The organism is Pseudomonas salomonii (assembly GCF_900107155.1).
Taxonomy (GTDB): Bacteria; Pseudomonadota; Gammaproteobacteria; order Pseudomonadales; family Pseudomonadaceae; genus Aquipseudomonas; species Aquipseudomonas salomonii.
The window spans coordinates 450,211-464,601 of the sequence record NZ_FNOX01000005.1; the positions used below are offsets into that span (position 1 = coordinate 450,211).

The window sequence follows — 14,391 nt, forward strand, 5'->3', positions numbered from 1 at the left end:
CTATTTCGGGCCGAGAATCTTCACCAGCTTGTCCGGCGACGGCGCGCCTTGCTGTTGCTGCAAACCGCCCTTGTCATCCCGATAGAAAATCGCTGGCGTCGCCGACAGAGCTTCACTGATCGTTCCCACGCTCCGCGTGGGAATGCAGCCCAGGACGCTCTGCGTCCCAAAGCGTGACGCAGAGCGTCACCTGAGGCATTCCCACGCAGAGCGTGGGGAACGATCTGATGGGCTATTTTGGTCCGAGAATCTTCACCAGCTTGTCTGGCGACGGCGCGCCTTGCTGTTGCTGCAAGCCGCCCTTGTCATCACGATAGAAAATTGCCGGCGTCGCCGACAGTTCCAGCTCTTCCATCAACTTCATATTGGCATCGAGCTTGGCTTCGATATCTGCCGGGATCTTGTCCAGCGCCTGCAATTTGCTGCCCTTGCCGGCGGCTTCGTGTGCTTCCAGGGCTTTTTGCGGGTCTTTGGCGGCCAGCAGCGCGGCGGATTTGCCTGGGCTGTCTTCGCGAATGATGCCGACCATGATGTGGCGCAATTGCACCTTGCCGGCCTTGACCCACGGGCGTGCCTGTTCCCAGAACATGTTGCAGTACGGGCAGTTGGGGTCACTGAACAGGTAGACGATACGCGGCGCGTTTTTGTCGCCGTCCTGGATCCAGTTGCTGTGTTCCATCTTGGCCCAGACTTCCTTGGCCATCGGCGCGTACACCAGTTTTTCCAGGGGCGCGCTGCTCAGGTCATTGCCTTGGGCGTCGTACAGGTTACCGGCCAGCACACTTTTACCGTCGGCGGTCAGGTACAGGGCCATGCCACGGTTCTGGTATTGCGCGGCGTAGCCGGTGAGGCCGCTGGGCGCGTCGAACTTGCCGAGGATCTTGGCACCCTTGGCTTCGATCTGTTTGATCGGCGCCGGCCAGTCTTCGGCCTGGGCCAGTGTGGCCGCAAGCGTCAGCGGCAGCAGGGTCAGCAGGTGGCGGAGTCTTGGCATGTCGGTTTCCTTGTGGCAGCAGGGGCAGTGTCGAAGGGTTCCATGGCACGGGCCAGGCTGGCCTGGGACAACTCGCCCAGGTGGCTGTTGATCAGACGCCCATCAGCTTGGTAGAACAGGGTGGTCGGCAGGGCCATGGAGCCCACGGCCTGGCCGAGGCGGCCGCTGGCATCAAACAGCACGTTGTCGAGGGTCAGGCCCTGGGTGGCGAGAAAGGTGCTGACGCTTTGCATGCTTTCGGCCTGGTTGACGAACAGGAAGGTCACGTCCGGGCGCTGGTGTTGCGCACGCTCCAGCACCGGCATCTCGCGGCGGCACGGCGGGCACCAGGTGGCCCAGAGGTTGATCACCAGCGGGCCGCCTTTGTAGTCGGCCAGTTGCACCACATCGCCATTGGCATTGCGCAAGGTGATGTCCGGCAGTTGCGAGCCCTTGTCGTAAAGGCTTAGGGACACGCTGGTCAGGCCCCAGAACACCAGCCCGGTGACCACCCCGGCACTCAGCGGGGTGCGCATGGCCGGGCGGCGCCAGCCGTAGAACACGGCGCCCAGCACCAGTGCGATCACGCCGGGCCAGGGCAGGAAGCCGCCGTCGCGCAGGTCGACCATTTGCAGTGGGTCGTGGCTGTAGTCGCTCCAGTACATCAGTACAAAGCTTAAGCGTGCCACCAGCATGCCCAGCAAAAACAGGCTGAACAGCACCGATTCGGGGTTTTCACCGCCACGCTTGGCCACGCGCCAGCCCACCAGCGTGGCGAGGATCAGCGCGCTGATCAGCAGGATGTGATTCAGGGCGATGGCGAACGTACCGATGGTCAGGGTCAGCATCAGCGCGCGTCTCGGGTTTGCGTCCAGCGTTGCAGGAAGGCGGCGGCATCCACTTCGCCGGTGATGCGTTGGGCGCGACGTTCTTCACCGTCCGGGCCGATCCACACGAAGCTAGGTGGCCCCGGCACCTTGTAGCGCCCGAGCAGTTCGCGGCTGGCGGCGTTGTCGGCGGTGACGTCCAGGCGCAACAGGCGCACGTCTTTGAGGGCGTCCATCACCTGGGGTTGGCCGAAGACTTGTTTTTCCATGATCTTGCATGACACGCACCAGTCGGCGTAGTAGTCCACCAGCACCCATTGGCCCTGGGCCTTGGCGCTGTCGAGCTGGCTTTGCAGCACGGCCGGGTCGTTGATGGTCATGAAGGCGTCGTGGGCGCTGGACGCAGCAGCCATCTTCGAGCCGCTGTAGACCTTCAACGGTTGCCACAGGTCGTCGCTGCCACCGGCCGCGCCCACTACCAGCACTGCGCCCCACAGGCCCAGCACCAGGGAGCCGGCGCCGAATACCTTGGCCGCCAGCCCGTATTCGCGGGCCAGGGTCCAGCCGCAGTAGGCCATCACCAGCGCCAAGACGCCCCACAGGCCGAGCCACAGGCTTTCGCCGACCACCGGGCGAATCATCAGCACGGCGGTGCCGAGGAACAGGAAACCGAAGACACCCTTGAGCACGTTCATCCAGGTGCCCGGCTTGGGCAGGAAACGGTTGCCCACGGTCACCAGCAGCAACAGCGGAATACCGATGCCGATGCCCATGGCGAACAGGATCAAACCGCCGTGCAGCGCGTTGCCGCTCTGGGCGATATACAGCAGGGCGCCGGCCAGTGGTGCGGTCATGCACGGGCCGACCAACAGGCCGGACAGCGCACCGAGAATCCCGGCGCCGACCAGGCTGCCGCCGCTTTGCTGACGGCTGACGTTGTCCAGGCGATCACGCAGGAAAGCCGGCAGTTGCAGTTCAAAGAAGCCGAACATCGGCAAGGCCAGGATCACAAACAGCGCGGCGAAGCTGCCAAGGATCCACGGCGTTTGCAGCAGGGCGGCAAGGTTGCCGCCGAGCAGCGCGGCCAGTACGCCGAGCGCCGCATACACCAGCGCCATGCACACCACGTAGCTGCTGGCCAAGGCAAAACCACGACGCGGGCTGGCACCGCTGCCGACCACCAGGCCCGCGAGAATCGGCAGCATCGGCAGCGAACACGGGGCAAATGCCAGCAGCAGGCCCAGGCCAAAGAACACCAGCAGGCTCCAGCCCAGGCTGCGCTGTTGCAGGCCGCTGGCCAGGCTTTGGTCCTGGGCTTGTGCGGTGGCCGCTACGGCCGGGTTGCCGCCCAGGTCCACGGTGATCGACTGCGGCGGGTAGCACAGGCCCGCATCGGCGCAGCCCTGCCAGCCGAGCTTGACCTGGCCGGTGGCACCGGCCGGGATCTTCACTTCGAGGCCCTGGCGGTACACTTGCTGCTCGCCGAAAAACTCATCGCTATGGGCTTCGCCTTGCGGCAGCACGGGTTTTTCGGCCAGGCCGTCGAACTTCATGCGTTGCTGGTAAAGGTAATATCCGTCGGCAATCTGCCAATACAGCTGGGTTTCGCCGCTTTCAAGACGCTCGGAGGTAAAGGTGAACGCTTTGCCCACCGGCAGGAAATCGGGTTTGGTCTCGAATGGATTGCCCGGCGCGGCCTGGGCGAACCCTGCGAATAACACCAGCAGAAAGGTAAACAGATACCGCATGGTCAAGCCTTAGTTCGATGCAAGTTAGGCACACAATGTGTGGTGTTGATTAACCGATGATTAACCGGGCGCTATTCTAAACTGAGCCTGTCGGTTTTCACGGCATAATCGGCGCTTAATCCGCCCGACCTTTAATTCCCCCATCTTTCTTGAAGGGTTAACCATGCACGTACTGGTCTGTGAAGACGACGAACTGATCGCCAGCGGCATTGTGGCCGGGCTTGGCGCCCAGGGTTTTACCGTCGAGCGCGTGGCCTCGGCCGCCGCCGCACGCGCGATGCTCAAGGCCGCCACGTTCGACATCATGGTGCTCGACCTGGGCTTGCCCGATGAAGACGGCCTCAAGTTGCTGCAACAACAGCGCAGCCAGGGCCTGGAAATTCCGGTGCTGATCCTCACCGCCCGCGACTCGGTCACCAACCGTGTCGACGGCCTGCAAGCCGGTGCCGACGACTACCTGCTCAAGCCCTTCGACCTGCGTGAACTTGCCGCACGCCTGCAAACGTTGCTGCGTCGGGTGGCGGGGCGTCGGGTCAACCTGATCGAACATGGCCAACTGGCCTACGACCCCAGCAGCCGCGAAACCTTCCTGGCCGGCCAGCCGGTCGACCTGTCACGTCGCGAGCAAGCCTTGTTGCAGGCGCTGTTGCATAACAAGGGCCGCGTGCTGTCCAGCGAGCAACTCAAAGACAGCGTCTACGGCTTCAACGACGAACTGGAAAGCAACGCCCTCAACGTGCACATCCATCACCTGCGGCGCAAATTGGGTAACGGCATCGTCGAAACCGTGCGCGGCCTGGGTTATCGCCTGGGCACGGCGGATGGGGGAGAGGACGCGTCGTGATGAGTTTGCGCCTGCGCCTGACGTTCAAGTTGGGCGCTGCTTTTGTGTTGATCTGGGTCCTGGCAGCTGCCTGGATGCTCAACGATCTGCGCAACCAGATGATGTTTTCCCTCGACCAGCGCCTGGTGGCATCGGCGCGCATGGTGGCCGGGCTGACCGAGCAGATGCCCGGCCTGGCCAGTGTGAGCGGCGCGCCTACGCATTTGCGCACTGAACAACTCAACGTGCCAGGCGGCATGGCCTGCCAGGTCAGCTCCCTGCGCGGGGAAATCCTGGCGCGCAGCCACATGACCCCGGATGAAGGTTTGGAGTCGCGCAAAAGCGGCTTTCGCGACCAGATGATTGACGGTGTGGGCTGGCGCAGCTTCACCTTGTCCCGTGGCGACCTGCTGATCACCACCGCCGACCGCCATGTGGAGCGTGAGGCGCTGAACCTGTCGATCCTGCTGGCGGCCTCGGTGCCGGTGGGCGTGGCCCTGCTGGGTTGCCTGTGCCTGTTGTGGCTGGGCATCGGCCAAAGTCTGCTGCCCCTTAACCGCATGCGTGATGCCCTGATGCGCCGCAGTGCCGATTCCCTCGAACCGCTGCAGATTCACCCGCTGCCCAGCGAATTGAAACCGCTGCTCGACACCCAGAACCAACTGTTGCAGCGCATCGCCAAGACCATTGAGCGCGAGCGCCGCCTGACCGGCGATGCCGCCCACGAACTGCGCAGCCCGCTGACGGCGATCAAGACCCACCTGCAAGTGGCCCGCATGACCGACGGCGCGGCCCGGGACCAGTCCCTGGCCCACGCCGAAGAGGGCGCCGACCGCTTGCATCGCACCCTGGAGCAGTTACTGCTGCTGGCGCGGGTCGAGGGCAGCCTGTCGTTTGACGATGGCTTGCAGTCAAGCGCCGAACAAGTGGCGCGGCTGGCGATTCAGGATGCCAATGCGGGTGATAACCGCCGTATCGACCTGATCCTGGCGGAAAACCTCACACAATCCCCGGTGGAGATGCCGGTGGCGCTGGCGGTAGCGGCCCTGCGTAACCTGTTGGATAACGCGTTGCGCCATACGCCGGGCGACACTCGCGTTGAGCTGAGCGTGTTCACCAGCGCCGACACCGTGGTGTTTCGCGTGCGCGACCATGGCAAGCAGATTTCTGCTGAAGACCTGCAATACCTCACCCAACGTTTCTGGCGCAATGGCAGCAGCGAGGGCTGTGGCTTGGGCCTGGCGATCGTGCAAGCCATTGTGCAGCGCTGCTCCTGCTCGCTGAAATTCGACAGTCAACCGGACGGCCTGCGGGTCGACTTGGGCATGCCGCTGCGGCGCTGAACACTTTTCTTCAAACCTTAAATAGTTACCGCCAGCCTGAAATCCATCCCTTCAGGATGGCGGTAATTTTTTTGCGTTTGAACGGGCTGAATGACTCGGCCTGTATTGAAAAGGATGGTTCTTGTGTTAGTGATCGACAGCAGTTTCCCCGCCCAGGATTTTAATCAACGCAACGGCGAACCCGTGCGGCAGATCATCCTGCATTACACCGCAGCGCCCTTTGCAACGTCTTTACGCACGCTGACCCGAGGGGGCGTCAGTGCGCACTATTTGCTCCCTGATCCTGATGAACCCAGCTACCACGCTGCCGGTTATGACGAGCTGCGGGTGTTTCGCCTGGTGGACGAAGATAAGCGTGCCTGGCATGCCGGCGTTAGCCATTGGGGTGGGCGTGATCACCTCAACAGCCGTGCTATTGGCATCGAGATTGTCAATCTGGCGCGCGACGATGGTGGAGTGTTTACCTTTCCCGAGTATGGCCGTGAGCAGGTTGCTACGTTGATCGCGTTGGTTCGCGACATTCTTGAGCGTTACCCGCAAGTGGGGCCTATGGATGTGCTCGGGCATTCGGATGTGGCGTATTGGCGCAAGAGTGATCCGGGGCCTCGGTTGCCCTGGCGGTGCTTGTTCGAGGCCGGGATCGGCGCCTGGTTTGATGAGGCAACACGGGCGATGTACCAGCGGCGGTTTTGCCTGGGGTTGCCGCCGGAGGTGGAGGTTGAGCGGGCGTTTCAGCGGTTTGGGTATAAGCCGGCCTGGAATCGCCAAGCGTTTGAATGGCGGACGCGGGCGTTTCAGATGCACTTTCGGCCGCGCGATTATGGCGGAGTGCTGGATGGGGAGACGTGTGCGATTTTGTATGCGTTGAATGAGCGCTACCGGGGGATTTGATCGTTCCCACGCTCAGCGTGGGAATGCCGCCCCGGACGCTCTGCGTCCCGCTTTTGATCAAAAACCACAACAAGCCTAAATCCCCCCAGCGCTGGTGCGTCTCCAGAACATGAAATCCGCACCTAAGCGGATCGCCCGTTTGGTCACCCCTACCCGCGTATTGAGGGATCGAGAGATGTCAGTCGCTACCAGCCGTATCGAAGACGCACCGGTGCATGCAGGCGCAGCACCGGTGGAAACGCTCTACCACTTCGAAGAAACCCCGCTGCTGGCCCGCCAGCGCCTGCAGGAATCCAACGCCCGCAGCTATCCTCGGCGTATCCCGCTGGCGCTCAAGCGGGCCAAGGGCATCTACGTGGAAGACGTTGAAGGCCGTAGCTTCATCGACTGCCTGGCCGGTGCTGGCACCCTGGCATTGGGCCACAACCACCCGGTGGTGATCGAAGCCATCCGGCAGGTGCTGAGCGACGAGCTGCCACTGCACACGCTCGACCTCACTACGCCAGTCAAAGACCAATTCGTCCAGGATCTGTTTGGCCTGTTGCCGGCAACGCTTGCACAGGAAGCGAAAATCCAGTTTTGCGGCCCCACCGGCACTGATGCGGTGGAAGCCGCGTTGAAGCTGGTGCGCACCGCCACCGGTCGCAGCACGGTGTTGTCGTTCCAGGGCGGTTATCACGGCATGAGTCAGGGCGCGCTGAGCCTGATGGGCAGCCTGGGGCCGAAAAAGCCCTTGGGCGCTCTGCTGGGTAATGGCGTGCAATTTTTGCCGTACCCCTATGACTACCGCTGCCCATTCGGCCTGGGCGGCGCGGAAGGCGTGCGGGTCAACCTGCATTACCTGGAAAACCTGCTCAACGACCCGGAAGCCGGCGTGCTCTTGCCGGCGGCGGTGATTGTCGAGGTGGTGCAGGGCGAGGGCGGTGTGATCCCGGCCGATCTCGATTGGTTGCGCGGCCTGCGCCGCATCACCGAGCAGGCCGGAGTGGCCTTGATCGTCGATGAAATCCAGAGTGGTTTCGGTCGTACCGGCAAGATGTTTGCCTTTGAACATGCGGGCATCATCCCGGACGTGGTGGTGATGTCCAAGGCCATCGGCGGTAGCTTGCCGCTGGCGGTGGTGGTGTATCGCGACTGGCTCGACACCTGGCTGCCGGGCGCCCATGCCGGGACTTTTCGGGGTAACCAGATGGCGATGGCGGCAGGCTCGGCGGTGATGCGCTACCTCAAGGAACACGACCTGGCCGGCCACGCGGCAGCCATGGGCGAGCGCCTGGCTGAGCACCTGCGCATCCTGCAACGCGACTTCCCGCACTTGGGCGATATTCGTGGGCGCGGGCTGATGCTGGGCGTTGAACTGGTTGACCCCGACGGCACGCCCGATACCCAGGGCCACCCGCCGGTGCATCGCCAACTGGCGCCGCGGGTGCAGCGCGAATGCCTCAAGCGTGGCTTGATCCTGGAGCTGGGCGGCCGGCACGGCAGCGTGGTGCGCTTCCTGCCGCCACTGGTGATTACTGCCGCTGAAGTCGACCGCGTGGCCGAGATCTTCGGGCGCGCGCTGACGGCAGCGGTCGCCAGCGTCTAATTTTTAGCGGGCCTGGTACGTTTCTACAGATATCAGTGCTGCGCGTGGTGCGCAGCCGGCTTTTCAGCGATGGAGAACAGCAATGACCTCAGTATTTGACCGCGACGACATCCTGTTTCAGGTAGTGGTCAACCACGAAGAACAGTATTCCATCTGGCCCGACTACAAGGCTGTGCCCGAAGGCTGGCGCACCGTGGGCAAGAGCGGCATGAAGAAAGAGTGCCTGGCTTACATCGAAGAAGTCTGGACTGACATGCGCCCGCTGAGCCTGCGCCAGAAGATGGATGGCGCTGCGCTGGCCGGCTGACACACCCCAGATCAACTGTGGGAGCGGGCTTGTGTGGGAGCGGGCTTGCCCGCGAATGCGTCGGATCAGTCAATATTTGCGTTAACTGACACTCCGCATTCGCGAGCAAGTCGAATCGTCGCACCGCCGCTCCCACAGAAAAGCCTTACTGCTGCGTGTTGGTATACAGATAATCCGTCGCCAACGACGCCAGCGTCCGCACCCCCACCACCAACGCCGACTCATCCACGAAGAACCCCGGATTATGGTTCGGCGCCGCTTTGCTCATGTCCTGATCCCTCGGCGTCACCCCCAGAAACACAAACAGCCCCGGCGCTTCCTTGGCGTAAAACGAGAAGTCCTCGGCGCCGCCCACCAGTGGGCCTTGCACCACATCATCCTTGGCCGCCCAACGCAGGCTTGGCAGCATTTTCTCGGTGAGTGCCGGGTTGTTGATGGTCGGGTCGTATTTTTCGATGATCGTGACCTCGGCCTTGGCACCACCGCTTTCGGCGATTTTCTCCACGGTCTGGCGCACGTCCGCGTGCAGCTTCTGGCGAATGCCGTAGTCGTAGGAGCGGAGGGTGCCGCTCATGTCTACCGACTCGGGGATGATGTTGTAGCGGGTGCCGCCATTGATGGTGCCGATGCTCACCACCGACGGAAATGACGAGATGTCGGTGCGCCGACTCACCACGGTTTGCAAACCGACGATGGTCTGCGCGCCGACGGTGATCGGGTCGATGCCGTCCCACGGGCGGCCGGCGTGGGTCTGTTTGCCGAGGATCTTGATGCGCAGGTCATCGGAGCTGGCCAGGGTCGGGCCAGGGCGATAGGCGATCTGCCCGGCAGGCACACCAGCCCAGACATGCAGGCCGAACACCGCGTCCGGTTTGGGCGCCTTCATCACGCCTTCCTGCACCATCATTTTCGCGCCCCAGGTGTTTTTTCCGTCGGGGATAAAGTCGCTCGGGCCTTCTTCGGCCGGCTGGAAATAAAACACCACGGTGCCGGGCAGGCGCTCGCGCATGCCAGTAAGGATTTTCGCCGTGCTGAGCAAAATGGCGGTGTGGGCGTCGTGGCCGCAGGCGTGCATCACGTCGACTTCCTTGCCCAGGTAGGTGCCTTTGGCTTTGGAGGCGAAGGGCAGGTCGGCGACTTCCTTGACCGGCAGCGCATCCATGTCGGCACGCAGGGCCACGGTCGGGCCGGGGAGCGCACCTTTCAAAATGGCGACGACGCCGGTGCGGGCCACGCCGGTTTTGACTTCAAGGCCCAGGTCGCGCAGTTGTTTGGCGACCAGTTCGGCGGTGCGGGTTTCGGTATTGCCCAGCTCGGGGTGGGCGTGGATATCGCGGCGGGTTTCCAGTAACGCCGGTTCGAGGATTTTGGCTTGGGTGGCGATTGCTTCCCGGGCACTCTCCAGGTCATTGCCCTGGCCATTGCTGGCCGCAATCACCGCGCTGCTGGCGAGCCCGCAGAGCATGCCGAAAACCCATGGGTGTGTCAGACCGTTCAAACGCATACAGACCTCTCCTTGTTTATTGTTGTTGATCTTTCTCCTGCACCGTACCGGCGGTCACCACCTGCACGCTCAGGCGCGGTGTCGCCAGGTCCAGCCCGGCTTCATCCAGCTGGCGCTTGAGTGACAGGTTGAACGCCCGTGACACTTCCCACTGCTTGATCGGCGCGGTCTTGAAGCGCGCCCGCAGGATCGCGCTGCCGGACTCAAAGCTTTCCACGCCCTGAATCTCCAGCGGCGACCAGATGTTGCGGCGTTGCAGTGGGTCGTTGCGCATTTTCTGGCCAACATCACGCATCAGTTTGATGGCGTCGTCGATTTCCATGTTGAAGGGGATCGCCACCCGGAAGATCGCGTAACCGAACTCCCGCGAGTAGTTCTTGATGCTCTTGATTTCGCTGAACGGGATGGTGTGCACGATGCCGTCGATGTCGCGCAGGCGCACGGTGCGGATGGTCAGGCCTTCGACGGTGCCGAGGTGGCCGCCGACATCCACGTAGTCATCAATCGCCAGGGAGTCTTCGATGATGATGAACAGGCCGGTGATCAAGTCGGCGACCAGCGACTGTGCGCCGAAACCGATGGCGATACCGATCACACCGGCACCGGCCAGCAGCGGCGTGACGTTCATGCCCATGTTCGCCAGGGCGACGATGGCGGCGATGATAAAAATGGTCACGAACAGCACGTTGCGGATCAGCGGCATCATGGTCTGCGCACGTGCATTGGCCAGGCCTTTGCGCGAGCGGGTGAGGGCATGGTGGATCGCGGTGTCGCTGAGGATCCAGATCAGCCAGGCAAACAGCAGCGTGCCGCCCAGGCCGAACAGCTTGACGCTGACTTCATGGCCGTCACCTTCGGTGAAGCGAATCATCGACAGGCCCCACACGCGCAGGCCCAGCTCGATGAATACCAGCCACACCACCAGATGGGCCAGGGTATAGACGAAGCTTTTCAGGCGGTCGGAGTACAGCGCGTGGCGTTTGTGCCCGCGTTGCGGTTTGAGCGCATGGCGGCGCACCAGCCCGTTGATCACCATGCACAACACCAGCAACACCGTGCACAGCAGCGATTGGCGCAGTGCGGTGCTGGTGTCGCCGGCCGACAGGAAGGTGGCGAACAGCGAGATACCCACCAGCAACAGCGCCGGGATGTACCAGAAGGAGCCGATAATCGAGAGCGTGTCGGTGAGGGCGCGGCGTGTAAGGCGGCGCGACAGCGGCTGGTTGCGGATCAGATGCGCAATCGGGCGGCGGAAGCGCAGGATAAACACGCCGGTGGACAGCGCGGCCATCACATTGGCGACGGTCGCGGCGGTGTGGGCCAGATGCTGGCCAAGCGCCGCAACCAGCCTTGGGTCGCTCAAGGCTTCACCGAAGGCGGCAAAACTGCCGATCCACCACAGCGGGCGAAAGGCCTGATGACGCAGGATATACAGCGCCCGGTGGCGGTGCGGGCCATCGAGCACCGAGAAGGCAATCACGCAGATGGCCGAGAAACAGGTGCCGACCACCAGCGCATAGGCCAGCACCATCGCCAGGGACTTGCCCAGGGACGAAGGCAGCGCGTAGCTGAGGTAAACCGTGATGATCAACGCAATCATCCATGGCCCTAATTTACGCAGGGCGAAACGCACCATGTCCCAGGTGCGCGGGTGTTGCGGCAGTTCTTCGGGCAGGCCGAAACGCTCGCGCACGCGGTGGCTGAGCCAGATCAGCGCGGCGGCGAGCAGGCTCCACACTGCCAGGATCACGGCAAAACCGAAAATGATCGGCAGCCATTCGGTGGCCGGCAGCATCAACGCCGTGAGTTCATCCTTGGCCAGGTCGACCTCGTTGGACCAGCGCCCCAGCGGGCTGTCGGCCCCGGAAAACTGGGATTCAAGCCCGGCCAGGGTGCTGCCGATCAGGCCGAGCACGCCTTGTTCGGTCGCGGGCTGGGCTTTTCGCGTGGCTTCGCGCAGCTTCTTCAGGTCGCTCAGCAGCTGGGTGCGCTGCTGGTCGTTTTCCAGGGTCTTGATCACTTCGTCCAGCGACTGGCCCAGCGGCACATCGGCCTGGGGCTGGGTCTTGTTGGTGCTGCCCAGCAGGCCGGGCAGGCTCACGGCGTGTGCCGGCGCAAGGGGCAGCAGCGTGAGCAGGGCGATCAGAAAATAGCAGGGCAGGGCAAACAGACGGGAAAGCACGAGGCGGTCAACCTTGAAAACGACGAATTGACCGAGTGTACGAGGCCGCTATGCCCAATGCGAGTGCATTTGTTATTCCGCGAGTTTGGCGAGGATCTTGTAAACCACCGTGCCGAGAATCAACAGCATGCCGATCCACATGCCAAACACACCCACGGGCTTGTCGCGAAAGTTGAAGCCGGTCGCGAGCAGGATCATGCCGATGATGATGGGAATGAGCATGGCGTGGAATGAAGACATGGAGATCATGGGGCGACGGCCTTGTCGGAGTGGGAATACTGACAAGTCTAGGTCGGATTGTGGAAAGTTGGAGTGATATGGGTCAGGTTTATACATAACCAACTGTGGGAGCGGGCTTGCTCGCGAATGCGGTGTGCCAGTTACAGATGAATTGACTGACACTCCGCTTTCGCGAGCAAGCCCGCTCCCACAGTTTTGACCGCATTCAGCCCCTGATGTCAGGGCAAATCGCGACTCGCATAAAACGCGCCCAGCACCTTCACCAGGTGCGCCAGATCATGGCTGCCACACAGCTCGCGAATCGAGTGCATGGCAAACGTCGGCAAGCCGATATCCACGGTGCGCACGCCCAGGTGGCTGGCGGTGATCGGGCCGATGGTCGAGCCGCAGCCCATGTCGCTGCGCACCACAAAGCTTTGCACCGGCACTTCCTGGGCCATGCACAGATGGCGGAAGAACCCGGCGGTTTCGCTGTTGGTGGCGTAGCGCTGGTTGCTGTTGACCTTGATCACCGGGCCGGCGTTGAGTTTCGGGCCATGGTTGGCGTCATGCTTCTCGGCGTAGTTGGGGTGCACGCCGTGGGCATTGTCTGCCGACACCAACAGAGATTTCTGAATGGTGCGTACGAATTCCTCACCTTCCGGTAGAAGACGGCGCAGGGTCTGTTCCAGCATCGGGCCATCGGCACCGCAGGCCGAGCAGGAGCCGACTTCTTCGTGGTCGTTGCACACCAGCACGCAGGTTTCGTCGTTTTCGCTGGTGAGCAAGGCTTGCAGGCCGGCGTAGCACGACAACAGGTTGTCCAGGCGCGCGCCGGCGATGAAGTCGCCATTGAGGCCGATCACCGCAGCACTTTGTGTGTCGTAGAAACTCAGCTCGTAGTCGAGCACCACATCGGCGTTCAGGCCGTGTTCGCGGGCAAGTTGCTCAGTGAGCACGGCGCGGAAGTCCACCCGCTCGTCACCGGCAAACTGCGCAAGGATCGGCGGCAGCTCGGTCTGGGCATTGATCGCCCAACCCTGGTTGGCTTCACGGTTCAGGTGAATGGCCAGGTTGGGGATGATGGCAATCGGCAACTTGAAATCGATCAGTTGGCTCTCGACCTTGCCGTCGCGGCGGAAGGTCACGCGGCCGGCCAGCGACAGGTCGCGGTCAAACCACGGTGCCAGCAGCGCGCCGCCGTAGACTTCCACACCCAGCTGCCAGAAGCCCTGACGTTGCAGCTCCGGCTGGGGCTTGACCCGCAGGCACGGGCTGTCGGTGTGGGCGCCGACCATGCGGATGCCGTCTTGCAGCGGCGAATGCTTACCGAGCTTGAAGGCGATGATCGAGGAGTCGTTACGGGTGACGTAATAGCGCCCGTTGGCCTCGGTGGCCCAGGTTTCGCGCTCGTCGAGACGCTGGTAACCGGCCGCTTCCAGGCGCTGGGCCAGGGCCGCAGTGGCATGAAAAGGAGTAGGGGAGGCCTTGAGGAAGTCGATCAGGCCTTGATTCAACGCTTCGCGCATAAATAGCTCCAGACAGCAATGCGCGGAGTTTACCGTTCGGTGGCGAGAACTGCACATAACAAATGTGGGAGCGGGCTTGCTCGCGAATGCGGTGTGTCAGTCACTGAATGTGTATCTGATACACCGCATTCGCGAGCAAGCCCGCTCTTATCAAACAAAAAATAACTCATTGTTTTTGCTCTTAAAAATCAAGCCGCTTTAACCAGCTGCAACCCCAACTTTCGCGCCTTGCGCTCCAAGGCGCGCAGTTGCCGGTCCCGGCTACGCTCTTCAAATTCCTCTATTCCTTTCTCAACATAAGGCTGACCTTTGGTCAGCATCGCGTAGATCAGTCGTGCCAGTTGATGCGCTGTCGCCTTAATCGCGCAACAGGTGTCCATCCGGGTCAGGCGCGCTCGGTGGCTGGCACCGATAAAACTTTTGTCGTTACGTGCAATAGAGGCGGCTTGCTTCAGCG

At 62.4% G+C, this 14,391-nt stretch carries 12 protein-coding genes and 2 pseudogenes; 5 read left to right on the top strand and 9 right to left on the bottom strand.

Translation table 11 applies throughout. From position 1 onward, the window contains the following. The 4 genes and pseudogenes from BLV67_RS32515 to dsbD all read right to left on the bottom strand — a co-directional run. A pseudogene (locus BLV67_RS32515) lies at positions 1-108 on the bottom strand (thiol:disulfide interchange protein DsbG); the annotation flags it as partial. A 124-nt stretch (positions 109-232) separates the two neighbouring features. Next, positions 233-994, bottom strand: a complete 762-nt coding sequence (dsbG, locus tag BLV67_RS14460) for a thiol:disulfide interchange protein DsbG (RefSeq protein ID WP_065911508.1) — start codon at positions 992-994, stop codon at positions 233-235. Then, the gene (locus BLV67_RS14465) at positions 970-1,821 is read right to left on the bottom strand and encodes a TlpA disulfide reductase family protein (protein WP_069788106.1); all 852 of its coding nucleotides are present in this window, start codon (positions 1,819-1,821) and stop codon (positions 970-972) included. The genes dsbG and BLV67_RS14465 overlap by 25 nt, the downstream gene beginning before the upstream one ends. Next, complete coding sequence (dsbD, locus tag BLV67_RS14470; protein WP_069788107.1) at positions 1,821-3,548, bottom strand: protein-disulfide reductase DsbD; 1,728 nt, start codon at positions 3,546-3,548, stop codon at positions 1,821-1,823. Before dsbD ends, BLV67_RS14465 begins: the two co-directional genes overlap by 1 nt. Positions 3,549-3,711: 163 nt before the next feature. Here dsbD and BLV67_RS14475 point away from each other — a divergent pair, with 163 nt between their 5' ends. The 5 genes from BLV67_RS14475 to BLV67_RS14495 all read left to right on the top strand — a co-directional run bounded on the left by BLV67_RS14475 (position 3,712) and on the right by BLV67_RS14495 (position 8,500). Further along, complete coding sequence (locus tag BLV67_RS14475) at positions 3,712-4,392, top strand: response regulator (RefSeq protein ID WP_017134987.1); 681 nt, start codon at positions 3,712-3,714, stop codon at positions 4,390-4,392. Continuing rightward, the gene (locus tag BLV67_RS14480; protein ID WP_069788108.1) at positions 4,392-5,714 is read left to right on the top strand and encodes an ATP-binding protein; all 1,323 of its coding nucleotides are present in this window, start codon (positions 4,392-4,394) and stop codon (positions 5,712-5,714) included. The genes BLV67_RS14475 and BLV67_RS14480 overlap by 1 nt, the downstream gene beginning before the upstream one ends. Before the next feature lie 123 nt (positions 5,715-5,837). Next, on the top strand, positions 5,838-6,605 hold the full coding sequence (locus BLV67_RS14485; protein WP_065911557.1) for an N-acetylmuramoyl-L-alanine amidase: 768 nt from the start codon (positions 5,838-5,840) through the stop codon (positions 6,603-6,605). A gap of 175 nt (positions 6,606-6,780) precedes the next feature. Further along, entirely contained in the window at positions 6,781-8,193 is a 1,413-nt protein-coding gene (locus BLV67_RS14490; RefSeq protein ID WP_065911498.1) for an aspartate aminotransferase family protein, read from the top strand. A gap of 82 nt (positions 8,194-8,275) precedes the next feature. Then, positions 8,276-8,500, top strand: coding sequence for an MbtH family protein (locus BLV67_RS14495; protein WP_028617283.1), 225 nt, complete (start codon positions 8,276-8,278; stop codon positions 8,498-8,500). Positions 8,501-8,645: 145 nt separating this feature from the next. On the opposite strand, the gene BLV67_RS14500 is transcribed toward BLV67_RS14495, so the two are convergent. The 5 genes and pseudogenes from BLV67_RS14500 to BLV67_RS14515 form a co-directional block, all read right to left on the bottom strand. Continuing rightward, positions 8,646-10,004, bottom strand: a complete 1,359-nt coding sequence (locus BLV67_RS14500; RefSeq protein WP_069788109.1) for an amidohydrolase — start codon at positions 10,002-10,004, stop codon at positions 8,646-8,648. 16 nt (positions 10,005-10,020) lie between these two features. After that, positions 10,021-12,186 (bottom strand): mechanosensitive ion channel family protein, encoded by a 2,166-nt coding sequence (locus tag BLV67_RS14505; protein WP_065911494.1) that lies wholly within the window; start codon positions 12,184-12,186, stop codon positions 10,021-10,023. A 72-nt stretch (positions 12,187-12,258) separates the two neighbouring features. Then, on the bottom strand, positions 12,259-12,435 hold the full coding sequence (locus BLV67_RS32950; RefSeq protein WP_164488409.1) for a hypothetical protein: 177 nt from the start codon (positions 12,433-12,435) through the stop codon (positions 12,259-12,261). A 209-nt stretch (positions 12,436-12,644) separates the two neighbouring features. After that, positions 12,645-13,934 carry a M18 family aminopeptidase gene (locus tag BLV67_RS14510; RefSeq protein WP_017137857.1) on the bottom strand — a complete coding sequence of 430 codons (1,290 nt, stop codon included), beginning with the start codon at positions 13,932-13,934 and terminating at the stop codon, positions 12,645-12,647. 188 nt (positions 13,935-14,122) lie between these two features. After that, positions 14,123-14,391: pseudogene (locus BLV67_RS14515) on the bottom strand (IS110 family transposase); the annotation flags it as partial.